The sequence below is a fragment of the Paenibacillus hubeiensis genome, from assembly GCF_032334105.1.
Lineage (GTDB): Bacteria > Bacillota > Bacilli > Paenibacillales > Paenibacillaceae > Paenibacillus > Paenibacillus hubeiensis.
Genome location: NZ_JAVYAE020000003.1, coordinates 713,634 through 738,804, shown reverse-complemented (window position 1 = coordinate 738,804; position 25,171 = coordinate 713,634). Strand labels below are relative to the sequence as shown.

At 50.8% G+C, this 25,171-nt stretch carries 18 protein-coding genes, 1 pseudogene and 1 other annotated feature; of the genes and pseudogenes, 14 read left to right on the top strand and 5 right to left on the bottom strand.

Features of this window, described 5'->3' with window-relative positions; genetic code table 11:
* On the bottom strand, positions 1-924 hold the full coding sequence (locus tag RSX24_RS13250; protein ID WP_236417040.1) for an ABC transporter permease: 924 nt from the start codon (positions 922-924) through the stop codon (positions 1-3).
* 357 nt (positions 925-1,281) lie between these two features.
* Between RSX24_RS13250 and RSX24_RS13245 the strand changes: the two genes are divergently transcribed.
* Entirely contained in the window at positions 1,282-1,578 is a 297-nt protein-coding gene (locus RSX24_RS13245) for a hypothetical protein (protein ID WP_339277894.1), read from the top strand.
* Positions 1,579-1,776: 198 nt separating this feature from the next.
* Entirely contained in the window at positions 1,777-2,646 is an 870-nt protein-coding gene (locus tag RSX24_RS13240; RefSeq protein WP_343260873.1) for a DUF4085 family protein, read from the top strand.
* 75 nt (positions 2,647-2,721) lie between these two features.
* Here the strand turns inward: RSX24_RS13240 and RSX24_RS13235 are convergent, their stop codons facing one another.
* The gene (locus RSX24_RS13235) at positions 2,722-4,242 is read right to left on the bottom strand and encodes a sensor histidine kinase (RefSeq protein ID WP_438286818.1); all 1,521 of its coding nucleotides are present in this window, start codon (positions 4,240-4,242) and stop codon (positions 2,722-2,724) included.
* 1 nt (position 4,243) lies between these two features.
* Positions 4,244-4,927, bottom strand: coding sequence for a response regulator transcription factor (locus RSX24_RS13230; RefSeq protein ID WP_236416770.1), 684 nt, complete (start codon positions 4,925-4,927; stop codon positions 4,244-4,246).
* 195 nt (positions 4,928-5,122) lie between these two features.
* On the opposite strand from RSX24_RS13230, the gene RSX24_RS13225 reads away from it, so the two are divergent.
* The 5 genes from RSX24_RS13225 to asd all read left to right on the top strand — a co-directional run bounded on the left by RSX24_RS13225 (position 5,123) and on the right by asd (position 11,420).
* Complete coding sequence (locus tag RSX24_RS13225) at positions 5,123-7,399, top strand: glycosyltransferase family 39 protein (protein ID WP_343260872.1); 2,277 nt, start codon at positions 5,123-5,125, stop codon at positions 7,397-7,399.
* 28 nt (positions 7,400-7,427) lie between these two features.
* Positions 7,428-8,414: a glycosyltransferase family 2 protein gene (locus RSX24_RS13220; RefSeq protein WP_236416773.1), complete on the top strand. Its 987-nt coding sequence runs from the start codon at positions 7,428-7,430 to the stop codon at positions 8,412-8,414.
* Positions 8,407-8,841 (top strand): GtrA family protein, encoded by a 435-nt coding sequence (locus RSX24_RS13215; RefSeq protein ID WP_343260871.1) that lies wholly within the window; start codon positions 8,407-8,409, stop codon positions 8,839-8,841. The genes RSX24_RS13220 and RSX24_RS13215 overlap by 8 nt, the downstream gene beginning before the upstream one ends.
* Before the next feature lie 3 nt (positions 8,842-8,844).
* Positions 8,845-9,726 carry a UTP--glucose-1-phosphate uridylyltransferase GalU gene (galU, locus tag RSX24_RS13210; RefSeq protein WP_343260870.1) on the top strand — a complete coding sequence of 294 codons (882 nt, stop codon included), beginning with the start codon at positions 8,845-8,847 and terminating at the stop codon, positions 9,724-9,726.
* An 81-nt stretch (positions 9,727-9,807) separates the two neighbouring features.
* Positions 9,808-10,090: a binding site (T-box leader), on the top strand.
* A gap of 244 nt (positions 10,091-10,334) precedes the next feature.
* Complete coding sequence (asd, locus tag RSX24_RS13205) at positions 10,335-11,420, top strand: aspartate-semialdehyde dehydrogenase (protein WP_236416776.1); 1,086 nt, start codon at positions 10,335-10,337, stop codon at positions 11,418-11,420.
* A 429-nt stretch (positions 11,421-11,849) separates the two neighbouring features.
* Here asd and RSX24_RS13200 read toward each other — a convergent pair whose 3' ends face one another.
* Entirely contained in the window at positions 11,850-12,818 is a 969-nt protein-coding gene (locus tag RSX24_RS13200; RefSeq protein WP_339277899.1) for a bile acid:sodium symporter family protein, read from the bottom strand.
* Between the two features lie 142 nt (positions 12,819-12,960).
* Here RSX24_RS13200 and RSX24_RS13195 point away from each other — a divergent pair, with 142 nt between their 5' ends.
* The 4 genes and pseudogenes from RSX24_RS13195 to RSX24_RS13180 all read left to right on the top strand — a co-directional run bounded on the left by RSX24_RS13195 (position 12,961) and on the right by RSX24_RS13180 (position 20,080).
* Complete coding sequence (locus RSX24_RS13195) at positions 12,961-13,431, top strand: DUF6376 family protein (RefSeq protein WP_343260869.1); 471 nt, start codon at positions 12,961-12,963, stop codon at positions 13,429-13,431.
* 199 nt (positions 13,432-13,630) lie between these two features.
* Positions 13,631-16,040 (top strand): annotated as a pseudogene (locus RSX24_RS13190) (polyprenyl synthetase family protein).
* Between the two features lie 528 nt (positions 16,041-16,568).
* Entirely contained in the window at positions 16,569-18,314 is a 1,746-nt protein-coding gene (locus RSX24_RS13185) for an ABC transporter ATP-binding protein (protein WP_343260868.1), read from the top strand.
* Positions 18,311-20,080 (top strand): ABC transporter ATP-binding protein, encoded by a 1,770-nt coding sequence (locus RSX24_RS13180; RefSeq protein WP_343260867.1) that lies wholly within the window; start codon positions 18,311-18,313, stop codon positions 20,078-20,080. The genes RSX24_RS13185 and RSX24_RS13180 overlap by 4 nt, the downstream gene beginning before the upstream one ends.
* 114 nt (positions 20,081-20,194) lie before the next feature.
* On the opposite strand, the gene cyoE is transcribed toward RSX24_RS13180, so the two are convergent.
* On the bottom strand, positions 20,195-21,124 hold the full coding sequence (cyoE, locus tag RSX24_RS13175) for a heme o synthase (protein ID WP_236416782.1): 930 nt from the start codon (positions 21,122-21,124) through the stop codon (positions 20,195-20,197).
* A gap of 580 nt (positions 21,125-21,704) precedes the next feature.
* Between cyoE and RSX24_RS13170 the strand changes: the two genes are divergently transcribed.
* From RSX24_RS13170 to RSX24_RS13160, 3 genes are all read left to right on the top strand, one after another.
* A complete protein-coding gene (locus RSX24_RS13170) occupies positions 21,705-22,625 on the top strand; it encodes an NAD(P)/FAD-dependent oxidoreductase (RefSeq protein WP_236416783.1) in 921 nt (306 codons plus the stop codon).
* A gap of 248 nt (positions 22,626-22,873) precedes the next feature.
* Positions 22,874-23,464: a TetR/AcrR family transcriptional regulator gene (locus RSX24_RS13165; RefSeq protein ID WP_236416784.1), complete on the top strand. Its 591-nt coding sequence runs from the start codon at positions 22,874-22,876 to the stop codon at positions 23,462-23,464.
* Positions 23,465-23,526: 62 nt separating this feature from the next.
* Positions 23,527-25,008 (top strand): DHA2 family efflux MFS transporter permease subunit, encoded by a 1,482-nt coding sequence (locus tag RSX24_RS13160; protein WP_438286817.1) that lies wholly within the window; start codon positions 23,527-23,529, stop codon positions 25,006-25,008.
* Positions 25,009-25,171 lie beyond the last annotated feature (163 nt).

Below are 25,171 nucleotides of genomic sequence, written 5' to 3'. Positions count from 1 at the left end.
TTAGTAAATGCCTTCTTCACCGAATTTTTTGGCCATATGGTTGGCGGTCACGACCAAAATCAGTCCAATCAGCGACTTGAATAGCCCAACGGCTGTGCTGAAGCTATACTGTCCCTGGCTAATTCCGACGGAATAAACATAGGTATCAAACACTTCGCCAACCTCGCGGTTCATGGCATTGAGCATGAGGAAAATTTGCTCGAACCCCGTGTCCAGGAAATTACCCAAACGAAGAATAAGCAAAATGATGATGGTGCTGCGAATGGCCGGCAGCGTAATATGCCACAGCTGACGGAGCCGGTTAGCGCCATCCATGCGCGCGGCCTCATACAATTGGGGATCAACGCCCGATAATGCAGCCAGAAAAATAATCGTCCCCCATCCGGTCTCTTTCCATATCACTTCTGCGGTAACGATCGTGCGAAACCACTCATTGCTTGCCAGAAAATTGATTTTCTCCTGACCGAAATAGGCGAGAATATCATTCACGATTCCGCCTTCCGTGGTCAGAAAAATATATGCGATGCCGACAACGACCACCCAGGACATGAAATGGGGGATATATACCAAGGTCTGAACCGTTCGTTTGAATAGTTGGTGCCGCAGTTCGTTCAACATCAGCGCAATGATAATCGGCAGCGGAAAGAAAAATAGAATATTCAAAGCAGCAAGCACCAACGTGTTCCGAAACAGGACGATGAAGTTCGGATCGTTAAAAAAACGTTCGAAATGTTTGAAACCGACAAACGGGCTATCCCAAAATCCGAGGAACGGCTGATAGTCTTTAAATGCGATGAGCACGCCATACATCGGCCAGTATTTGAACAGCAGGAAATACAAGAGGCCGGGAAAAAGCATGAAATACAGCCATCGGTTCTTCACGATTCTTCCTAACCGGGTCGGTGCTCTGGATACCGGGACCATGAGCGTCGATTTTTTTGCGTGATGGATCATGTCATTTTCATTCCTTTCTGAGGCGGTGTCTTTGGGAGGAGCATAGCTGCATCATAGCGGGAGAGAACAATTGCCGTCGATAGTCCCTGATTGTCTAGTTGGCCGGGGAAGTGCGATGCAAAGGGATATTTCATGCTGTAGTCATTCGTTGCGCCAGCAGTCAATTGTTGCGCTATGGGGTCATAACCTTCCATTTTTCGGGGAATCCATGTAGGCATCGAACGATGTTTCCAATACCCTGTCTTTGCCAAAGACGCGGAATAATTTCTGCCCATACTGTTTAAAATAAAGACGTTTTTCCAGATTCCAACAGAGAGGAGAAGGATGATGAAAGACAAGTTCCTGCCGGAAGAAAGGCGGCCGTATACAGATGTCTCAACGGTGGAGTCCCAGCGAAACGACCTGACGTTTGAGGAATTCCCGGAAGGGCCGTACGGGTCTTCGCTCTTGTCCGAATCTTTGGGGAAAAGCTCGCCTTGGCGCGCCGATCAGCGTACGGCCCACCGGTTCGATTACGAGTATCACGAGCTGCATGAAGGTGAGGACCGGGATTATCCCGGACAGGATGTGTTTGACGAATCTGTTCCGGATGATATGCATAAACCGCAATATCCTGTGGAATAGCCCGGGGATATGGAAACATCGCCAGCATGCATGGACCATGCAAAGAGGCATATTTTATAAGCGCAAAAACCCATTGCCATGGATCTTCTGCTGGCGATGGGTTTTGTGTTGTTGGTGTACCATGTCTTATAATTTAAAAATGATGGACGTACCTTATCTTCCAAAGAAACCCAAAGATACATATGAAGGAGAGAATGAATGAAATATTTGACCAAGGAATGGTATGAGCTTTGTCAAAAGACCGGATTACACTTCGGTAAAAGAGTACACCGTGGGGCTGAGAAACGGGACGAAGCATTATATAAACGGCTTTACAAAAGAAAAGAGAATGAATTCATAAAAATGCAGCGTGAAATCTATGATGTGGATCCCCGCTTCATGCTCGAACAGGAAGGAACATTGATGATCCCCCTTGAAAAGTTCGTTACAGGTGAGGAGGTTTCTTCTGAGGAAACGAAGATTTACGAGATGACTCCCGAAGAAAGACAAAGAATACAGACATATATTGATGAGTATGATGCACGACCACCCTTTGATGAGGTGAACTCCAAACAGCAATTCAGTGACAATCATGAGTGGAGCTGCCGAGAAGAAATACGAAGGCTGCCCCTTGCGCTTTCCAGTCAAATCGCAGATGAACGGGTATTCGCATTGGGCTACTGCACAAAGGAAGTTATGCGGCAGCTAAAGCTATTGAGCAAAGAGAACGAAAAGAAAATGATGCGTACCCTGGATGAATATCGGAAAGTAAGGCAAAATGAACAAATTCCTGAAGATATCCAACGTAAATTCAGTTTTCACGATTGCAGAGTGATCCGCGTAGATTCTGGCGAAGCCTTGGTTATTCGACTTGATACAGAGGGAGGATTTACAAACCTCAATCACATTACGTTTGTTGGGGCTGAAATTATAAAGCAGGATGACATTGTAGGAAGCTGCTGGCTCTATGAGGAGCTTTATCGTATAGACCATGGGTATGAAGCGCACGTGCTTTTTGAGGATGGAAGTGAACTCATTATTCGTTGTAATGACATCATCATTGTACAGGACCCCGTCGGAACGGACTAACTTTTTACCCCATATTAAAATTAAAATACGTTGTTGCTGAAGCCTGCCCAAAAGGACAGGCTTTTTCGTTTGGATCTACCTCATCAGCGGCAGCAGTATCTTGAACGCAGTCCCCGATCCCGGTTTACTGGTTACCATGATGCTGCCGCCGTGCATCTCGACGATCGAACCCGTGATGGCAAGCCCTAGCCCGGCACCGCCCTGTTTGCGGGAGCGCGAAGAGCTGGTGCGGTAGAATCGTTCGAAAATATGGGGAAGATGCTCCTGATCAATCCCGATTCCGTTATCTGCGATGCTCAGCTCCGCATACCCTTCTACGGCATACAGGTTCAGGGCAATCCGACCGGACGTCGGGTCCGTATGCTGAACAGCATTCTGGAACAGGTTGAGCACCACTTGCTTCAGCTTGTGGGGATCGGCGGACACATGCAGGCCGGCGGTCAGATCAAAATGCACGGTGCGTTCGCCGGCCATGATCAGAAGCTGCGGCTCCATGTCCCGGAGCAGACCGTCAAGCCGGACATCGGCATGTTCAAGCCGGGGAGCCTGATCCAGTTTGGTGAGCATCAGCAGGTCTTCCACAAGTTTGTTAATGCGCACCGATTCGCCGTGCATGCTGTTCAGCGCGAGATGCAGCTGTTCTTCATTATTGGCTGCACCCCGCTGCAGCACTTCGATGAAACCGTGGATGGACGTGAGCGGCGTGCGCAGTTCGTGGGAAGCATCCGACAAAAAACGCTGCATGCGTTCTTTGGAAGCACGTTCGGCTTCAAATGAGCGTTCCAGCCGTTCCAGCATGCCATTGAACGACTGGGCAAGCTGATCAATTTCCCGCTGTCCCTGCACGGCAGGCACACGCTCGGCCAGACTGCCCGCATCGATGCGCTGCACCGTATCGACCATGTTGGACAGCGGAACCAGCGTTCTGCGCATCGCTTTGGCGTATAAAGCAAGACCGGCAACCAAAGCCAGCAGCGAAAGCGCGATGAAAATCATCAGCTGTTTCAGGATCAAATCCTTGAACGGCTTCGTTTCGGTCCCCATTTGCACGAGCGGAAAGCCATGGTTGCGTGGTCCCGGCGTGGAAAAGACGATCAGCTGTTCCTTGCCGGATGCATCTGTAACGATGCGGTAGGTGACGTGCTGTTGGTCGTTCAATTGGTCCAGAATGGCGGAATAGTCCGATTCCTGCAGCCGTGGAGCGGCCAGCCCGTCCGAACCGAATACGTCCTGGAATTGGCCTGATCCTTCGATGATCGCGAGCGAGCGATCGGGAATGAACAGGAAACGGCCTCCATTGCCCCTGTCATCGGGACTGCCCTGGCCGGAAGGGAATGCTCGGAACGTCTCGTTCCGGGAAGATATGCCCAGCCAGACGGGGGGCATGGATCGCAGCTGCTGCTCCATCGTTTTGGCCTGGCTGCGGTAGAGGAAACTTTCCATGATCCAAAACTGAACAATGCCGATCAGGAGCAGCAGCACGGCCAGAATGATCAGGGAGCGGGCCAGAAGTTGGGAGCGAAGGGAGCGAAGACCGGACCATTGCCGCAGCCGATCCATCCACTTCAATTTATGGGTAAGCATACGCTTCATCATGTTATAAGTCCACCCGGTATCCGACGCCGCGCAGCGTGCGAATTAACCGATGTTCCTTATCGCCAAGCTTGTCCCGCAGCGAACGAATGTACACTTCGACGATATTTTCTTCCCCGCCAAAATCATATCCCCATACCCTGCTTAGTATGGTGGCTTTACTTAGTACAATGCCGTGGTTGTGCACGATGAATTTGAGCAGTTCGTATTCGGTTGGCGATAGCTCCAGGACTTGTCCCTGATAGGTAAACTCCTTCCGCAGATCATCGATGCGGAACGGGCCGTACGTGACGGCTCCCATTAAGAGAGGAAACTGGTTGCGAAGTCTGGCCTGAATTCGTGCGAGCAGCTCGTCAAAAGCAAACGGTTTGATCATGTAGTCATCGGCACCGAGCCATAACCCTCTGACCCGGTGTTCCACTTCATCCTTGGCAGTAAGCATAATGACCCCGACCGGATGCCCTGCGCTGCGCAGTCGTTCCACGACCTCAAAACCGTCCATTTCAGGCATCATTACATCAAGAATGACCATATGCGGCTGGAATTCGGATGCGACTTCAAGCGCCGTGGCGCCATCGGGAGCGGTGCGTACGTCGAAGCCTTCATTGCTCAAACCCAGCTCCAGAAATTGCAGGATATGCGGCTCATCGTCAGCCAGCAATATTTTCACAGCAGTATTCAGCTTCATTCGTGGATAGTCCTCCTGTGTGATCCGTTTATGCATGCCCAATAGGCAGAATTATGATCTATTATTGCGCTCCAACCTGAAAATTAGCTGAAAGATCAACCATTGATCCTCAGTTAACATTCAGCGGGCACTCATCCTGATTTTATTTTTGCGTGCAACAATATGAGCATGAAGAACTTGGAGGAGTGATGCTTTTTGAATCAAGCGAAACGAAGGATCGATCCAGTTCTGGTGCCGATCCTGCTGCTGGCGGCCATATTGAACGGATACGGCATCTGGAACGATCAATACGCCAATTCCTATTACACTACGGCCGTAGGAAGCATGCTGCGAAATTTCCACAATTTTTTCTATGCTTCGCTGGATTCCGCCGGATCGGTTACCGTTGACAAACCTCCGGTGGTCTTCTGGATTCAGACGGCATTTGCTTATGTATTCGGATTGCATGGTTGGAGCGTTATTTTGCCGCAGGCGTTGGCGGGCATCGGCTCGGTGCTTCTGATTTATTTCATGGTCAAACCGTCATTCGGACTTGCAGCTGCGCGCATCTCGGCGATGGCGATGGCAACGGTGCCTGTGGTGGCGGCCGTCAGCCGGACCAACAATATCGACAGCATGCTGGTATTTACTTTGCTGCTCGGATCATGGTTCCTGTTCAAAGGTGCGAGCAAGGGCAGCATTTGGCGGCTTCTCGCTGCTTTTGGGCTGATCGGACTGGCCTTCAACATGAAAATGCTGCAAGCATACATGATTTTGCCTGCATTTTATCTGTTTTACCTATTGGCATTCGGCGCACCGTGGAGAAAAAAGCTGTTGGCCTTGGTGGGCGGCACGGCCGTGCTGGCAGCCGTTTCGCTATCTTGGGCGGTGACCGTGGATTCGATTCCGGCAGACGAACGTCCATATATCGGCAGCAGCGAAACGAACTCCGTGCTGGAACTGGCCTTTGGTTATAACGGCCTTTCGCGGCTTACAGGCCAGCAAAACACGGGCAATCGCGGAATGTCCAATGCAATGGGAGCCGGAAATGAGCGCGGCGACAGATCGGGGGAGACTGCGGCGCAGGAAACTAACGGTGGCGCTGGCAGAGCAGACCGTTCCGGCATGGAAATATCGCCGGGCACACCCGATGATGCTTCGAATGCGGGCGGGGATGGCGAAGGCCGGAGCAATGGCATGAACGGCACGGGGTTCCCGCAAGGACAGATGCCGAATGGATTCGAAATGCCGACGGGCATGGATTTCGCCGGTTTTAACGGTGGCGGGGGCATGGGCGGCATGTTTGGCACAGGTCAGAAAGGGCCGCTGCGGCTCTTCCAGACCGAATTGTCCGGACAGGCCAGCTGGCTGCTCCCTGCAGCCTTACTTGGAGCGGTTGTGCTTCTGGCCGGAATTCGGCGCAGGAATGTCACAGAGCAGCATAAACAGACGCTGTTCTGGTTAGCTTGGTTGTTCCCGGTCGCTGCATTTTTCAGCGTCGCCGGCTTCTTCCACCAATATTACCTGATTATGCTGGCGCCGCCCGTTGCGGCTCTCACAGGCGCCGGATTCGTGGCCATGTGGAAGGCGTATCGCGAACGCCAAGGATGGATGGCATGGATGCTGCCGTTGTCCGTGCTGCTGACGACGGTATTCGGCTGGTACATCATGCAGGCATACAATGACACCATTGGCGCAGGCTGGTCCATCGGCGAGCTGGCGGCTGGCGTCCTGATCTCGCTAGTTCTGGTCGTGATGCTGCAGCGTTCGCATTCGCTGAAGCAGCCGCTGGCGATTGCCGGGTTCATGGTGATGCTGATCGGTCCTGTCTACTGGGCGTTCACGCCGATTACGTATGGCGGAAACAGCATGATTCCGGCTGCAGGACCGACAGGTTCGAACGGCATGTTCGGCGGCGGAGGTATGGGCGGCCGAAACACTAGCATGGCACCTCCAAACGGAGGAGGCAACATGAACGGATGGCAGCCTTCCATGGGCGGCAATAATGAGGATGCTTCCGTTCCGACAGGCGATATTCCTGCCGAGACACAGGGCATGGGGAACGGAAACGCCGACCGGAACAGGTCTTCCATGAGAGGCAGCGGAGGACCGGGTAACCGGAACGAACAGGTGGACGAAACGACGTTGAACTATCTCAGGGAACATAACACCGGAGAAACTTATTTGTTTGCAACGACCGACTACAATCAGGCCGCCCCGTACATCATTGACGAGAATGAAGCGGTCATTACGTTGGGCGGTTTCTCCGGTTCGGATCCGGTATATACCACGGAGAAGCTGGAACAACTCGTGGAGAGCGGACAGGTGAAATATTTCATGGTCGGCGGCATGGGCGGCCGCGGCGGCAATTCGGAAATCACGAACTGGATCAAGGAACATGGAACCGAGGTTCCGGCTTCGGAGTGGACTTCGAACGCGGAAGGCGGAGATTCGGGTTTTGGCGGACAGACGACCCTATATGAGGTGAAATGACAGAACCATTACAAAGGAGGGAGCGGACATGGCTCAAACTTGCCGTTACAGCATTATTATCCCGATGTATAACGAAGAAGCAGTCATAGGCGAGACCTATCGGCGCCTGAAAAAAGTGATGGGCGACACGGGAGAAAGCTATGAATTGTTATTTGTCAACGATGGCAGCGTCGATCAATGCGCGCAAATGATTCGTGATTATGCACGCTGGGACGACAGCGTCAAGCTGATTGATTTTGCCCGCAATTTCGGGCATCAGATTGCGATCACGGCGGGCATGGATTATGCCGCAGGCGATGCGGTGGTCATCATCGATGCCGACCTGCAGGATCCGCCGGAGCTCATTTTGGACATGATTTCCAAATGGAGAGAAGGCTACGAGGTCGTATATGCCAAACGGACGAGCCGAAGTGGGGAAACCCGCTTCAAAAAGTGGTCCGCCAGCCTGTTCTATCGCGTGCTTCGCGCTTCTACCGATACGGATATTCCCGTCGATACCGGAGATTTCCGTCTTATGGATCGCAAAGTGGTCGACGAGATGAAACGCTTGCCCGAGAAAAACCGCTTCGTGCGCGGTTTGGTCAGCTGGGTCGGTTTTCGCCAGACGGCCATTGAATACGAGCGCGACGAACGGTTGGCCGGTGAAACGAAGTACCCGTTAAAACGCATGCTGAAGCTGAGTCTGGACGGAATCACCTCTTTTTCGCACAAACCGCTCAAGCTGGCCGGTTATGTTGGTGCAATTTTGTCTGCGGCAGGATTCATCTACATGCTGTCGGTGTTCGTTTCGGCCATTTTCACGGATTCAACGATCAAAGGCTGGCCGTCCATTGTGAGCATTATGCTGATGTTTAACGGGTTTACGCTGCTTATGCTGGGTATTCTCGGGGAATATGTCGGGAGGATCTATGATGAAACGAAAGCACGCCCGCTCTATATCGTGAGAGACGTCTATCCGGTGGAGAGCCAGTCTGGGCCTGTTCGTTTGACGAGCAGAGCTGTGCGACATGATTAATCGCCTGGCTACGATCCTGAAGTTTGGCGTGGTGGGATTGATGAATACGGTCGTGGATGCGGCGGTATTCCTGATATTGACGGCGGCTGGCGTGCCGGCACTGGCCGCTCAAGCCGTATCTTATGGATGCGGAGTGTTGAACAGTTATTGGTGGAACGGCCGCTGGACTTTTCGGGATGCCGATCGGCGCGGAGGCGGATCGGAGCTGGTTCGTTTTATCATCATCAATGTGCTGGTGCTTGCGGGCTCGACGTTCCTGCTGTACTTGCTGAACAGCGTTCTTGGCTGGAACCTGTGGACCAGCAAAGCGGCAACGACGGTTGCGGGCATGCTTTTCAATTACATGGCGAGTCGGTATTGGGTGTTTGGTACAGGGGCCGAAAAGAACGCTCGCAGAACACCCGATACCCATGAAAGGAGGGCCTGACATATGCACATTAAAAAAGCAGTTATTCCGGCGGCGGGTCTGGGCACCCGCTTCCTTCCGGCAACGAAGGCGCAGCCCAAGGAGATGCTGCCCATCGTGGATAAACCCGCGATTCAGTATATTGTAGAAGAAGCGGTGCAGGCAGGCATCGAAAGCATCATCATTGTAACCGGACGCAACAAAAAATCGATCGAGGATCATTTCGACAAGTCGGTCGAGCTGGAATATTCCTTGTTTGCGAAGGGAAAAAAGGCCCTGCTCGAAGAGGTGAAGGCGATCAGCGAGTTGGCTGACATTCACTTTATCCGTCAAAAGGAACCGCTCGGGCTGGGACACGCCATCGGGTGTGCACGGCAGTTTGTAGGCGATGAACCTTTCGCCGTCCTGCTTGGGGACGATATAATGGTATCCGACCCGCCGGCGCTCGCCCAAATGATTCATCTGTACGAGCGGACTGGCAAGCAGATTGTCGGCGTTGGTGAAGTGAGAGCGGAAGACGTGAGCAAATACGGCATCATCGCATCGGACGGTGCCGCGGATCGCGTGCATCAAGTGAACGATCTGGTCGAAAAACCTTCCATTGCCGAAGCGCCTTCGCGCACGGCGGTTATGGGCAGGTACATTTTGAAACCTTCGATCTTTCCGATCCTGGATCAGCTTGAACGGGGTGCAGGCGGCGAATATCAATTAACCGATGCGTTAAAAAAAGTCAGCTACAATGGAGACTTGCTCGCGATGGAGCTCGAAGGGCGTCGTTATGATATTGGAGACCAATTCGGCTACATCCAGGCCATTCTGGAGATTGGCTTGATGCGCCGAGATTTGCAGCCGATGCTGAAGCCGTATTTGCAGCAGCTCGCCACGCAGGCGGTGACCTGTTCTTGACAGCTGCCAATAACTTTATTCGGCAAAATTTTAAAAATGTATTTACTTCACGCCCCAAGGTTTGATATTATAGTCGCAATATCAAATGCGATGAAGAGACGAGTAAATAAAAGCGTTCTTTCACAGAGAGCTCCGGCAGGCTGAAAAGGGGCAAAGAATTTTTATTGAACAAAGACTCAGAGCAGCGCATCGGAACTGGCGGCAAGCAAGGGATGGTGCGACAGGAGCTCCTGTTACAGAGCTGGAGTAAGGAAGAGGATGAGGCTTTAATGCAAGCTGCACGTATCCCCTTACTCGACGAGGCAGATATGGCGACATATCTGCGAATCCGGGTGGTACCACGAGTATATATCTCGTCCCTGAGACTTCTGTCTTGGGGGACGGGATTTTTTGGTTTTTCCATATGGTGCATACACGATTTGGAATGGCCTGAATAGTGTTTAATAAGGGAAGAAAACGCGATTTCCCGGCACTGATTACACAAACCAAATATATTAGTCGCAATGAACGGATACCTGGGTACTGCAATTGAGCGGTGTCGTGTGTATTACCAATTCGGCTTATATAAGACCAAGCATTCAACCTACATCGAAAGGAAATGATGATTCATGTCAGCAAGATTGAAAGTGGGTATTGTCGGAGGAACGGGCATGGTGGGTCAACGCTTCGTGGAGCTGCTGGACGGACATCCATGGTTCCAGGTGACTGCGATTTCCGCAAGCGCCAAATCCGCAGGCAAAACGTATGAGGAATCCGTGCAAGGACGATGGAAACTCGCGACTCCGATTCCTGAAGAGGTGAAAGGCATCCTTGTACAGGATGCTTCGCAGGTTGAGGCATTTGCAAGCCAGGTAGACTTCATTTTCTGTGCCGTGGATATGAAAAAGGACGAAATCCAAGCGCTGGAAGAAGCGTATGCGAAAACCGGAACGCCGGTGGTGTCGAACAACTCCGCGCATCGCTGGACGGCAGACGTGCCGATGGTCATCCCTGAAATTAATCCGGGGCACCTTGAGGTGATCGAAGCTCAGCGCAAACGTCTCGGTACCAAAACAGGCTTCATCGCGGTGAAACCGAACTGCTCCATTCAAAGTTATGTGCCGCCGTTGCATGCGCTCCGCGATTTCAAGCCGACGCAAGTCGTGGCATCGACATATCAAGCCATTTCGGGCGCAGGCAAAAACTTCACCGACTGGCCGGAAATGCTGGACAATGTCATTCCGTACATCGGCGGGGAAGAAGAGAAAAGCGAGCAGGAGCCTCTTCGCATCTGGGGAAGCGTCGACAACGGCCAAATCGTCAAAGCGGCATCGCCTCTTATCACGACGCAGTGCATTCGCGTTCCTGTAACGGATGGCCATCTGGCAACCGTGTTCGTCAACTTTGAGAACAAACCGTCCAAAGACGAAATTTTGGAACGTTGGCTGCAATTCCAAGGCCGTCCGCAGCAATTGGAGTTGCCGAGCGCGCCGAAGCAGTTCATTACGTATTTCGAAGAAGAGAACAGACCGCAAACGAAACTGGATCGGGACATCGAGCGCGGTATGGGCATCTCGGTAGGCCGTTTGCGCGAAGATTCGTTGTACGATTACAAATTCGTGGGTCTTTCCCACAATACGCTGCGCGGTGCGGCGGGCGGCGCGGTTCTGATCGCAGAACTGCTCAAGGCGGAAGGGTACATCCAGCCGAAGTAATGATCTCGGGTACATCTGGTACGTTTTGTCGTATTTCGCCGTAGTCATTTTGTGATTCGAGCTTGCACGAAGTATATTCTGTTTGCAGAGTAAAAGTAAAAGCTATATAGACCGTAAAAAAACATACACACGTTAACGGAGAGGCAGAACCAATCTGAAGAAGCGAAGCGTTCGCTTAAAAGCTTTCTGAAAGAAAGCTGCATCGGAAGCATAGGCTTATCACCGGATTTTCCCCTTTAGAAAAGGGGATTCGAAAAAATCCGGGGATAACAGCGATCGGAAGATGGTACTGCACTCGGAGTGGCCTTGTGTGATTGATTCGTGCGGTTCATATAACGTATATATTTATTGTGCCAAAAAAGCCGACAATTCATGTTGTCGGCTTTTTATATTGTTTTTTTTCATAAAGTTTTTTTCATAAAAACCTTTCTACGCTGCGGTCGTTTTATCCGCTTTTTGCAAAATTTGAAAGCGCCGGTTCAGCAAGTATCCCGTGAGGGAGGCAAGCATCTGCTGGAAAACCATGCCCAGCACCACCGGAACGGCAACGGGCGGCGGAAAATACGATACGGCAAGCACGGCTCCGGCACTGATGTTCCGCATGCCGCCGTTAAATACAAGCGCCACCTGGTCCGCTTCGTTCCAGCCAAGCAGCCGGGCAATCAAATAGCTTAACGCATAACCGAGTCCCGCGAGCGTAATGATCACTACGGCGAGGCCAACCAGCCTCCAGTTCAAGTTAGCCAGATAAGGGGCAACGACCGAACCGTTGATGGCAACGACGGCGGCCATAAACAATTTGGTGAACGGATTGAGCCGCGGCCCCCAAGTTTTCACGACTTTACCCTTGGTCCACTCATTCAGCAGCATGCCAAGCAATGACGGAACGACGATCATCCAGAAGAGGCTGCTCATCATGGCCCATATATCCAACTGAACGCTTGCGCCGACGAGCAAAGACAGAACGCCTGGTACGATAAATGGTGCAAGCACCGTATCCACCAAAATGATGGACAGTGTCAACGCGATGTTACCTTTGTAAATGCTGACCCAGATAAAACTGCTCACGCCGGTCGGAATGACTGCAGCAAGCACCAGACCCGTGATGGTGTATGCATCGGTCGGAAAGGTCATATAACCCATGCCGAGCGCGATCAAAGGCATGAGGAGGTGCAGAATGAACAAACAAATGAATAACGGAAACGGCTTCTTGAGCACATTCAGAAAATCACGAAATCCGAGGCTGATGCTTCCGGCAAACGTCATAAACGCGAAAAGCCAGGGGGAAAGAAACGTATAGGACGAGAGTACGCTTCCGCATAACACGCCGATTATGATGCTAGTCGGAGTAATCAGAGGCATGAAACGATTCAAACGGGCATTTAGAGTATGAAGCATATGAATGACATCCCTTTACCTTGTGATTCCTATATTATACATGCAAATATGGAAGCATGCAGACACATTTGCAATATGGGGGCCCGAGCGGCTATCATAAATTTGAAATATTCCGATTTCAACGATGTGAGGAGAGGGTGACATGTACAAAACAAAACGCAGGCATACCGTGATGTTGGCAAGTTTGGCTTTGTCGGGTGCATTAATCTTGTCGGCATGTTCGCTGGTGGACCAAGCCAATGAAAGTTTGAATTACGTCAGCGGAGCGAGCGAATATATAAACGGAATCACAAGCGCAGGTGCAGAACTGCAGGAGCTTGCATCAGGCGCGATGAACAATCCGGAGACGACTGCGCAAATTCAGGAGAAAATCGATCAAATTCAGGCACATGCGAGCGAGTTCTCCCAGCTTTCGGTGCCGGCCATCGGGGAAAGCATTCACGAAAACCTGGTGAGTTACAATGACCAGCTGACGGCGGTCGTGAACGAGTGGGAGAACAACATTGCGGAGCAAGGATTTACGGTCGAACAATGGGAGCAGAGCGGAATTCCTGAATTGATCTCCAACATCAACCAATTGCAAGGCGCCATAGAGGGATTGAGCGGGAGTTAGATTGGGAAATACGGGCAGAGCCGGAATAGCAAACAGATTGAATAAGGTCAGGACAATATCCGCTGTCACTGTTCAGTCGGGCATATTGTCCTTTTTTTGTTGTTTTGTCCGAAACGGCACATATACATAGAAAGACAAATTCGTAACCAAATGCAATGAGTGCCGTATAACATGTTTAACATTATGAGAAGTTGAGGTCATGCATCCGATGAATAACGAACTGGCAGCAGTACAATTGAGTTTCAGACATGAAGATCGCGCGAATCAAGCCTATGTTCAAGCCGAACAGAAGGCAGCCGGATATTTTGCTTCACTGCAAGAGCAGCTGGCTGCCGGCTCGCATGTCCCTTTACTTGCCCAGGATTTTCAAATTTGGCAAAAGCATCACGTTCAACCTTTTTCATGGCTCTCCTTGCTGGTTCGCAACCAAAGAAAACCGGATTCCAAGGATGTTCATAGATATCTTCAATGGTTAGACGCAGCTGGCAAACTGGATTCTTATCTGGATCGCAGCATCTCCTATATTTTCATGCGTGATTTGGGAAAAGCCCTTCATTCTCCCGATACAAGGCAGCGTATCGACCGTGTCATACAGGATACAAAGAAATACTTCCTGAGCACCAATGACACCCGGCGGAAGCCCGGTTTGGTTAGTCCGGCGCTATTCTACCGCTGGGGAAAAAAAGAAAAGGTGGAACCGGCGGTCATCTGGGTCATGAACAAGCTGAAACGCGTCGCCGCCAATCTCCCCAAGGAGCTTGATGCGGAACAAGCGCAGCGGAAGCTGCTCAAAATCATTCTCGGCGTGATTCTTCACGTCGATGACGAAATGAACGAAATGACGCCTGCGGATGAGCGGGCGAAACGGTTTGATGCAGCGATCAGGCTCGGCTACTCCTACGGTTTGACCTATCCGTTCATCGACGATCTTTTGGATTCCCAAGCGTTGAATGCGCAAGAGAAGCGCCAGTATTCCGAGTTGATCCGTGAAGCGTTGTTAACCGGCCAAGTGCCCGAGATCGGGCAGTGGAAAGGGACGAACGTTTCCATGATCCGGTATGTTCATGCAGAGCTTCGCGAAGCGTTTGAGTATATAAGTCATTACCAAAAAAACGAAATGCAGCAGACGTTTTTTGATCAGGCTTATGTTTTCTTTCAATCCCAGGAGACGGACCGGGCCAAAACCTTATCCAATGCGCATTATACGAATGAAGAATTGTATATTCCGATCATTATCAAGTCTTCATCCTCCAGGTTGATCGTTCGTTCGGTGTTAAGCTCGCCGCTTGATGAAGGCTTCGATCTGCGAACGTTCTATTACGGGATTTATAACCAGTTGGCAGACGATTTTGCCGATATGAACGAGGACATGCAGGCAGGAGCGGTCACGCCTTATACGTATTATTTGAAATACCGCGACCTGCGGCCGGACCTTATTAATCCCTATGAATTATATTGGGCGGTCATCGCCTATTTGATCCATGAAGTGTACCAGTCCGATCCCAAAACGCGCGAGGTCATTCTCGCCAGGGCCGTGAACGGTCTGAAACGTTGCAAAGAACGCTTGGGGCAAGAAGAATACGACAAGCTGATGCAAACCTTTGCTTCTGGACAGCCGGAGCTGAATCGTCTGGTGCAGAATATGGTGCGCAAAGCGAATGAAGTCGATTTTCTGGACAAATTGCTCCGGGACGAGGTCGTCGCTCATTTACGAGCCGACAAACAGGAAAAAGCGGAGTTCCAGCAAACCATTCGCGAAGTTCGCGAGCAAATCAATGTGGAGCTGCAAATCACGAAACCTGCGGGTACACCAGGGATGAAAGCGACGTTAATCGATGCCGCCAACTACAGCCTTCAGGGGGACGGCAAACGCCTCAGGCCGATCCTGACGTGGGTAATGGGTGTGCGGGAATACGGAATGAACCCGTCCGCGATTGTCCCGCTGCTGAGATCGCTCGAGTACATGCACACTGCTTCCCTGATCTTTGATGATCTGCCCAGTCAGGACAATGCGGATGTGCGCCGGGGACGCTCGACGCTCCACCAGGTACACAACAGCGCTACGGCGGAATTGACCGGGCTTTACCTCATTCAGCGCGCTATCGGAGAGCAGTCGTCGCTGGAACGATTTGATCCGGAAGCCGTGCTCTCGCTGATTCGCTACTCTGCCGAGAAGGCGGAAGACATGTGCATGGGGCAGGCGATGGATTTGAACTCCCGAGGGAAGATGCTGACCCTTGAAGAGCTGAACATGATTTTACAAGACAGGCCTTGCCTTCGAAGCTGCGCTTGTGATGCCTGCCATTTTGGCCAAGGTAGATGAGCGGGAGATGGCTTGCTTGAAAAAATTTGCCTATTATGCAGGCATCGCTTTTCAAATCAAGGATGACCTGCTCGACCATGAAGGGGAATCATCCGTGCTGGGCAAGCCGTCCGGGCAGGATGCCAAAAACAACAACTCCACCTTCGTATCCATCCTGGGTTCGGACGGTGCGCAGAAACAGATGTGGGAACATTTTTGCAGCGCCTCGGATGCACTGGACGAAATGTCGAAACCCGTTCCTTTTCTTAAGCATTTACTGGATTATATTGTCGGACGCGAGCGTTGATGGAGATGCAGGTTTTGAAACAATTAACATTCGAGGAAATATGTTCTTGACGGATTGCGTGATAGCGCATAAAATTAAAAAACAAATAAGTGCGAAGGGTGGTTAATGAACATGTTGGTGCCTCCAGTGAATTCCATAACGATAACTGAATAGGCATGGACATGATGACTTAACTGAGAATGCACCCGTCAAGTTGGGCGTTTGGACAGTCTGTTTATGCCAACCTGTTCTTTGAACGCTCATCCATATTGCATGCAGGAATTAAGACTTCATTCGCCGAGTCAAGGTCTTCTTGTGGTCTGAAGCTGTAGATGAACATTCATCTACAGCTTTTTCGCGTGCATATCCCCAGCCCGCACTTATTTAAAATGAATGAAAGGTCGGTAATGAAACCATGACAAAATTCAAAAGCAACGCTGCTCGTTTAATGCTGTTCAAATCCATCGCGTCAGACACGTCATAGCTTTCAAACGTGATCCAAAGGGAACCCTTTTTCACAGAAAAAGCTAAAGCATTGGGGGAAACGACGTGTCCAAACAAGAAAAAAGCTCCATGTTCTGGCTGCTGAGGTATTTGAGGCCGGTCAAAGGAAAGCTCGCGCTGCTGCTCGTACTGCTCCTGACGTCAACGGGCCTTCAACTGCTGAATCCCCAGATCATTCAGCGATTCATTGATACTGCTGCCGAGGCAGGCCTGGTCGGGCAGTTGTTACAGCTAGCAGGGTTGTTTCTGGTCGTCGCGGTGGCGAACCAGTTAATAACGGTAGCGGTAAGTTATATGGGGAATGACGTCTCGTGGCGGGCGACCAACAAGCTGCGGGGAGACCTGCTCAAACACTGTCTGCGCCTGGATATGAGATTTCACAATGTCAAAACACCCGGTGAGATGATTGAACGGGTGGATGGGGATGTCACGCATATCTCGAATTTCTTCGCGATGTTTATCGTGCAGGTCATCGGCAGCTTTGTGCTGCTGGGCGGCATTCTTGGATTCATGTTTTCGGTCAATGTGCCGATTGCGCTTGTTATGACCGCATTTACGCTGTTATCCGTGCTGTTTATGGTGCTGATCCGCAATCTTGGTGTCAATCCTTCCAAAAACGAACGGGAAGCGAGCGCGTCTCTGTTCGGTCTTATTGAGGAACGGATTGCAGGCATTGAGGACGTGCAGGCGAATGGTCATGTTCCGTACGTCATGAACCGTTTTTATCGGTTGATGCGAATGGTTTTTCTGAAAGGGCGCCGGGCCTGGATGATGCGGGTTGTGCCTTGGAATACCACGGTTGTATTGTTTGCCGTTGCGGTAACGGTTGTGCTGCTGCTGGGAATTCGGGATTTTATGGAAGGCACCATCAGCCTGGGGACCTTGTTCCTCATTTATCAGTATACGCAGATGCTGAACGATCCCATTGAACTGTTGGGAGATCAGGTGCAGGAATTCCAGAAGGCCAAATCCGGCATGCTTCGTTCCAGCGAGCTGTTGTCGCTTCGCAGTGAAATTACGGACGGAAGCGAACAAGACTTGCCTGAAGGCGCGCTGGGATTGGAATTCGACCAAGTCTGCTTCAGCTACAATGAAGATAAACCCGTACTTCGCGATATCAGTTTCAAGCTGAAACCAGGCGAACGGCTTGGGATCATCGGACGAACGGGAAGCGGGAAGTCCAGCCTCAGCCGTGTTCTGCTGCGATTGTATAACATCAATAGCGGAACGATTCGTGTGGGGGGCAAAGACATCACGCAGTTAACGCTTCCTGCATTATACAGAAGGGTAGGGATGGTTACACAGGACGTGCAGCTGTTTGACGGCACCTTGCGTGACAATCTGACGTTGTTCAATCGCGAAGTGTCGGACGAACGCATTCTGCAAACGACGGCCAGGCTGGGCCTTCGTCGCTGGATCGACGAACAGCCGAACGGCCTGGATACCCACTTGTCTGCGGGAGGTGCGTCCCTGTCTGCCGGGGAGGCGCAATTGTTTGCGCTGACTCGCGTTTTCCTGACCGAGCCCAGTCTCGTTATTTTGGATGAACCGTCTTCCCGTTTGGACGCGGCAACGGAGAGCATGCTGCAAACGGCCGTCGACGAACTGATGAAACGGTGCACGGGGGTCATTATTGCCCATCGTTTGGCCACGCTGGAACAGGTGGATCAAATCATGGTGCTGGGGGACGGAAAAATGCTGGAATTCGGGCCGCGGGAAGAGCTTGCGGGCAGCCCGTCATCCCATTACGCCCGCTTGCTTGCGACGGGAAGAGAGGAGGAACTTGCATGACCATTACCGGATTTATTTCCCGATTATTTCGATTTAGGCCGTTTCTGTTCATCATCAATGGTTTGTTGTGGACGGTTTTTCACTCGCTTCCGCTGGCGATCGGATTGGGCATGCAGTGGTTTTTCGACCGCACAACGGCGGGATCGAACGATTATCTGTGGCTTGCCGTTCCGCTTATTTTCATTGCGCTTACCCGGATCGTCAGAGTAGGATCTTTTTTCGTGGCCTTCTATGCCTGGATCACCTATGTGTATCACATTCAGGCGATTCTGCGCACCAACATGCTGGCAGGCATCATGCGCTGGCCTGGCCGCAATCTTCCGGCTTCGCCCGGCGAGGCCATGAGCCGTTTCCGCGAAGATGTGGACGAATCGGTCGAATACGTGGAGTCCTGGGTCGATTTCTGGGGCAGGCTTGTGTTCGCGGTGGTGTCCATTGCGATCATGTGGAGCATTAACTGGAAAATTACGGTGGTTGCCGTACTTCCGCTGCTGGTCGTCACATTGCTTAACAATTTGTCTGGCAATCGTGCCCGCCGTTATGCACAAAGCAATCGGGAAGCGACCGGTCGGATCACCAGTTACATTGCGGAAAGCTTTGGCGCAGTCCAGGCGCTGAAGCTTGGGCAGGCCGAAGATCATGTGGCGGCGAGATTTGACCAATTGAACGAGGAGCGCCGCCAAGCTGCATTGCGTGACAATTTGTTCAAGCAGTGGATGAGATCGCTGAACCAGCATGTGCTCAGCATTTCTACGGGATTGATTCTGCTGATGTGTGCGGCGGAGATGAGAGCCGGAAACTTCACGGTCGGCGACTTTGCCCTGTTTACGTCCTATCTCGGCAATATCGGATTCAGCATATCTCTGTTTGGATACATGGTTTACCAGCATAAACGGCTGAAAGTATCCTTTGACCGCATGCGCACCTTGTTCCGGCCCGGGGAAGAAGACCGCATTATGGAATTCAGGGAGACTTACTTGCAGACAGACCCGCCTGAACTGGAAGAGGTTTCAAGTGAAACGGGAGACCGGTTGAAAGAGCTTGAAGTGCAAAAGTTGACGTACCGCTATCCGAATTCGCCAAATGGCATCGAAAACGTCTCCTTCCGCTTAAAACAAGGACAGTTTCTCGTCGTGACGGGACGAATCGGCTCGGGAAAGTCGACCCTTGTGCGAGCGCTGCTGGGACTTCTGCCTATGCAGCATGGGGAGGTCACCTGGAATGGAGCAAAGATTGATCCCGCTACATTTTTGATGCCGCCAAGAGCGGCCTATACGCCTCAAGTTCCTCGCTTGTTCAGCGATACGCTGAAAGAAAACATCGTCCAAGGCAAGCGCGGAAACACGGATGAAGCGTTGGCTGATTCGATTCGGCTTGCCGTCATGGATCAGGACATTCAGCAGCTGGATCAGGGGTTGGAAACGTCCGTGGGTCCAAGAGGCGTCATGTTGTCCGGAGGACAGATCCAGCGTGCGGCAACGGCGCGCATGCTGATGACGGGCGCAGACCTGCTGGTGGTGGACGACTTGTCCAGCGCGCTGGACGTGGAGACGGAACAGCAAGTATGGGAGGGGCTGTTCAAGGAAACGGACATGACATGCATTGCCGTTTCTCATCGGCGCGCCGCGTTGTCCAAGGCCGATCATATCATCGTCATGAAGGATGGGCAGATCGAAGCCGAGGGTACATTGGAACATTTGCTGGCGACCAGCACGGAAATGCAATTGTTGTGGCAGGGCGAGGAACTGCCTGTCAAAGCGGGCTGATTTTTGGAGTTATGAATAACGGACTCGATGGATAAGCGTTAAAATGCAAAAAAGCCGTACAGGCGACTCGTTGCGGAGTTGATCTGTACGGCTTATATATGTTATGAACCTGGATTATTTGATAAGCAGGGCAATCAGCGAGTACGCAATGATCACCAGGAACACGAGCGTAATATGGTTGATGGAGAAAATGAACATGTTTTTGGACCATTTTTGCGTCTCATTGCGATCAAACGTGGCCACGCTGAGAATGAGCCAAACCAGGCTGACCAAAAAGGCAAAGATGGCGATGAACGGGCTCATTGGCCAGAACAAAAAGCTGGACAGCACGAGCAGGACCAAGTAAACGTTGGTTTGAATATACGTGCGGCGAATCCCTTTGACTACCGGAAGCATGGGAACGTTCGCAGCTTTGTACTCATCGAATCTGCGAATGGCGATCCCGTAGAAGTGAGGCATTTGCCATAACAGCATCGTAACGACCAGTGCCCAGATTTCAAAATGACCCAGGTCTGAAGAAATCGCAGCCCAACCGATCAAAGGAGGGACGGAACCCGAAAGACTGCCGACCTCAGTATTGTAAACCGTAGTACGTTTTGTCCACATCGTGTAAGGGAAAACATAAAGTAAAAGTCCCAAAATCCCGAAAACGGCCGCAAGCGGGGAAGCGACGTATAACAGGATGCCGCCGATAATGGTAATGCTTATCCCCAAAATCAGGCCGGATTTCGTGTCCACTTGGCCGGTAACGGTTGGCCGTGTTCTGGTCCGCTCCATGATGGCATCGATGTCGCGGTCGTACAGGTTGTTGAATACCCCGGCTGCGCCAATGATCAAGGAAGAACCGATAACCGACAAAATGATCGGTACGATATTGTCCAGGAAAGAGGCATTAAACACATACAGTGCAAGGCTCAAACCGGCAAGCATGGCGATGAGGTTGGATTTGATGATGCCGACTTTGATCGTATCGAAAAAGACTTTTGGAACCGAGCTATACTCTAATCTGATTTTGGGTTGTGACCCGTTATTTAGTGTTTTCAAATACTCACTTCCTATATCCATACTTATATATCTCGGTACTTATTATAACATCATGTTTAATATGTGAAAGAAATTGCGTTTTAGTATTAAAAATAATGTCATTTGATTGTGAACAATTTAAAAACAACACTTTTTTTAATTGTTAAAAACGAAATTCTGTGTTAAGTGATTCTTATCTCCATCAGTTGAACGAAGTTTTTTACACGGAGCCACTACGAGGTCAGAAATATCTTCCGATCGCTGTTATCCCCGGATTTTTTGAATCCCTTTAGTTAAGGAGGAAATCTGGTGATAAGCCTATGCTTACGATGCAGCTTTCTTTCAGAAAGCTTTTAGAACGCTCCGCTTCTCCAGATTCTTTCTGCCCTCTCCGTTATCGTGTAAAATGTATAGTTCAACTTATATCGATAAAAGGGTATAGATAATGATGGCTAAAAAAAGCTTGCGAGTCATGCCTTTTATGTTTATTATAGACTTAAAATATCTTTAATAGACATTATAGTCGTTTGAAAAAAGAACAAAAACGACTTATTTTTTGTTCTAAATTAGAGATATTAAATATCTGTAAAGGGTGATATGTGTGAGCAAAGTTATAGATGTAGCTATCATCGGCGGAGGGCCTGCCGGGTTAAATGCAGCGCTTGTGCTGGGCCGTGCAAGAAGAAATGTTGCGGTGATTGACGACGGGAAGGCCAGAAACCGGATTACTCACGCGACGCACGGTTTTTTGACGCGCGACGGGGTAACGCCTGCAGAGTTCCGTATCGTGGCCAAGGAGCAAATCGCCGCGTATCCATCGGTGCAATTCATTGAGGACACTGCATCCTCCATTACGGGTGCGGATGGCATGTTTGAAGTAGTGACCGCCGCAGGCACGGTCATTCACAGCAAAAAAATACTGTTTGCCGTGGGCAAAAAGGATAAACCGCTCGGCATAAAGGGATTGCAAGAGGTTTATGGGAAGAGTGCTTTCGTTTGCCCTTTCTGCGACGGATGGGAGCTCCGGGATCAGACGCTTGTCCTGATATCAGACGGAGCCAAGGCGATGCACATGGCCAAACTGCTTTTGGGATGGACAAGCCGGGTTACGCTTTGCACCAATGGTCCCGATGGTTTGACGGATGAAGAACGTCATGATTTGGAGCGCCACGGCATTCCTGTGCTGGATTCTCCGATTGAAGCGATTGAATCCAACGAAGGAATCGTTGACCATGTTCTTCTCAAAGACGGTCGACTCATTCCGTGCAGAGGCATTTTCTTTGCCCCGACCTTGGTTGCCGGATCGGAATTGCCGGGAACGCTGGGCTGCGAGATGACCGAAACCGAGTCGGTGGTGGTTAATGAACAAGCGAGAACGACGGTGCCGGGCGTATTCAGCGCTGGAGATGCCGCATCAGATATGTATCAGGCCATTGCAGCCGCGGCGCAGGGATCTATGGCGGGTGCAATGATCCATAGTGAGCTGTGCGGTGAAGAATGGAACGGCGTCAGCAGCCAATAAACGATGCTCTGTATTATTCGAAGTGATCCCACTGTTGATTACGATGTGTAGAGATCATGAACGGATTGCATTCTTATAGTAGAAACACGTTCCGAAGGGCTTTCCCGGAATTTTTTTCGGCGGAAGCCCTTTCATTTTAAATTTTGAATATTCTTTTTTTAAAGGATTGACATCGCTGGGCGAAGCGGTTTTAATTATATAGACCGATCGTTATAATTTTTAAAATTGCTTTAAGGATGTGGCCATTTTTGAGTGAAAAGTCCAATGCCAGAGAAGCCATCGTTAACACAGCCGCCCGACTGTTTTTTTCACAAGGGTATCATGCGACAGGCCTGAGCCAGATCATTAAGGATAGCGGAACGCCGAAAGGTTCGTTGTACCATTATTTCCCCCATGGCAAAGAAGAGCTTGCTCATGAATGCATCCAGAAAACGAATGAGCATATTTTGCAAAAGTTTGAAGAAACGTTTGCAGCTCATGACAATACGGGGGAGGCGATTCTGCAATTCGTTCAGGACATGGCCGAGGATACCGAAGCTGCCGGGTTTACGGGCTTTTTGCCTTTCAGCCTGTGGGCTGCGGTTGAGACCTCCTGCATTAGCCATGACCTGCGTCAGGCTTGTCAAGGCGTGTTTGCGGACTGGCAGAACGCGATCACCAAACATCTGGTGCTTGACGGAATTAACGAGTCCAAAGCAAAAGAGCTGGCCCTGCTCATGATTTCCTTGATGGAAGGAGCACTGATTATCAGTTTGACCAATCAGGACAAACAGCCTTTGGTCACGGCTGCCGAATATTTGTCCGCGGTTGCAAAAAATGCGAGACAAGCCAAAGCATAAATTTGGTTTGTACAAAAGAGAGAGTTATATTGGTTGAGGAGGATGGGATTTTGGAGGCTTCCATGAAAGCTGGTTCAGCAATGAACCAACAAGAAACACAGCAGTACAAAGTGCTGCCGATTTTGTTCGCCATGCTGCTGAGCGGTTTTATCGGGCTATTCGGAGAAACCGCGCTGAACGTGGCATTGACGCCATTGATGGAATTGCTTGAGGTAGGACCGACAACGATTCAATGGTTGACGACAGGTTACCTGCTCGTTCTGGGTATTCTCGTTCCGGTGTCGGGGCTGCTGCTGCAATGGTTTACGACAAGACAGCTGTTTACGACATCGTTGATTTTCTCCATTGCAGGCACGCTGGTGGCCGCGATGGCTCCAAGCTTTGAAATGCTGCTGGTGGCCCGCGTTCTGCAAGCTGTGGGTACGGCCCTGTTGTTGCCGTTGATGTTTAATACGATTTTGGTTATTTTCCCTGTAGAACGACGCGGTTCCGCGATGGGGCTGATCGGTCTTGTCATCATGTTTGCTCCGGCCAGCGGCCCGAGCATTTCCGGTTTGATTTTGGCTAATTTGAGCTGGCACTGGATCTTCTGGATTTCGCTGCCGTTCTTCATTATCTCCTTGGTATGCGGATTGATGTTCCTGCCAAACATTTCGAAGTTGACCAAGCCCAAAATCGATGTGTTGTCGATCATTTTGTCCACGCTCGGTTTTGGCGGTATCGTATATGGCTTCAGCAGCGCAGGCGGTCATGGAGACGGCGGCGGAGGCTGGTCCAGCCCGGTCGTTATCGCCACACTGGCCGTAGGTGCGCTGTCCTTGCTGGTGTTCAGCATCAGACAGCTCAGAATGAGAGAGCCGATGATGGATATGCGCGCGTTTAAATTCCCGATGTTCACCATCGGTCTGATCCTGATCTTCATTTGTATGATGATGATGCTGTCGTCGATGCTGATCCTGCCGATGTATCTGCAGCAAGGGATGGCTGTGACGCCGTTGATGGCGGGTCTGGTGCTGCTGCCAGGCAGCTTGCTGAACGGATTTTTGTCGCCGGTCATGGGACGCCTGTTCGATAAATTCGGACCAAAATGGCTGGTGACGATCGGCCTTGCGATCGTTGCCGTTGTTCTGTTCATGTATACACGGATCGAACCGACAACATCCCTGGGCATGATCATCACGATGCATATCTTCATGATGATCGGCATTTCGATGATTATGATGCCTGCCCAAACGAATGGTCTGAATCAATTGCCGCCAGCGTATTATCCGCACGGTACGGCAATCATGAACACGCTGCAGCAGGTTTCGGGTGCCATCGGCACGGCCGTCGCTGTCAGCATTTTGGCTGCAGGCCAGCTGAGCTACCTTAAAGGCGTAAGCAATCCGGAAAGCCCGGAAAGTCAGCTTGCTGGTTTCACGTCCGGCGTGCAGCATGCGTTTATCTTTGCGCTTGTGCTTTGCTTGCTCGGCTTCGTGATCTCGTTCTTCGTAAAACGGGTGAAAGTCGGCGCGCAGCAAGGACAGCAAGGGCCGATGCATTAATACTCATCAGCTACCATAAGCAAAACGATGCTTTCCTTTAAAAGGAGAGCATCGTTTTTTGTGTTTTGAGAATTTAACGGAGGACCGTTCTTCACACCTTGGTATCGGTTTGGGCAATCGTGCGACATAACTAGCTATCTGTCAAGAATACATCTTGGGGATG

What these genes read in the sequence shown, in the direction of transcription:
- RSX24_RS13240 (WP_343260873.1), top strand. Translation starts at nt 1,777, where the DNA reads ATGAAATATTTGACCAAGGAATGGTATGAGCTTTGTCAAAAGACCGGA.
- asd (WP_236416776.1), top strand. Translation starts at nt 10,335, where the DNA reads ATGTCAGCAAGATTGAAAGTGGGTATTGTCGGAGGAACGGGCATGGTG.
- RSX24_RS13215 (WP_343260871.1), top strand. Translation starts at nt 8,407, where the DNA reads ATGATTAATCGCCTGGCTACGATCCTGAAGTTTGGCGTGGTGGGATTG.
- RSX24_RS13245 (WP_339277894.1), top strand. Translation starts at nt 1,282, where the DNA reads ATGAAAGACAAGTTCCTGCCGGAAGAAAGGCGGCCGTATACAGATGTC.
- RSX24_RS13220 (WP_236416773.1), top strand. Translation starts at nt 7,428, where the DNA reads ATGGCTCAAACTTGCCGTTACAGCATTATTATCCCGATGTATAACGAA.
- RSX24_RS13230 (WP_236416770.1), bottom strand. Translation starts at nt 4,927, where the DNA reads ATGAAGCTGAATACTGCTGTGAAAATATTGCTGGCTGACGATGAGCCG.
- RSX24_RS13200 (WP_339277899.1), bottom strand. Translation starts at nt 12,818, where the DNA reads ATGCTTCATACTCTAAATGCCCGTTTGAATCGTTTCATGCCTCTGATT.
- RSX24_RS13180 (WP_343260867.1), top strand. Translation starts at nt 18,311, where the DNA reads ATGACCATTACCGGATTTATTTCCCGATTATTTCGATTTAGGCCGTTT.
- RSX24_RS13160 (WP_438286817.1), top strand. Translation starts at nt 23,527, where the DNA reads ATGAAAGCTGGTTCAGCAATGAACCAACAAGAAACACAGCAGTACAAA.
- RSX24_RS13250 (WP_236417040.1), bottom strand. Translation starts at nt 924, where the DNA reads ATGGTCCCGGTATCCAGAGCACCGACCCGGTTAGGAAGAATCGTGAAG.
- galU (WP_343260870.1), top strand. Translation starts at nt 8,845, where the DNA reads ATGCACATTAAAAAAGCAGTTATTCCGGCGGCGGGTCTGGGCACCCGC.
- RSX24_RS13235 (WP_438286818.1), bottom strand. Translation starts at nt 4,242, where the DNA reads ATGATGAAGCGTATGCTTACCCATAAATTGAAGTGGATGGATCGGCTG.
- RSX24_RS13195 (WP_343260869.1), top strand. Translation starts at nt 12,961, where the DNA reads ATGTACAAAACAAAACGCAGGCATACCGTGATGTTGGCAAGTTTGGCT.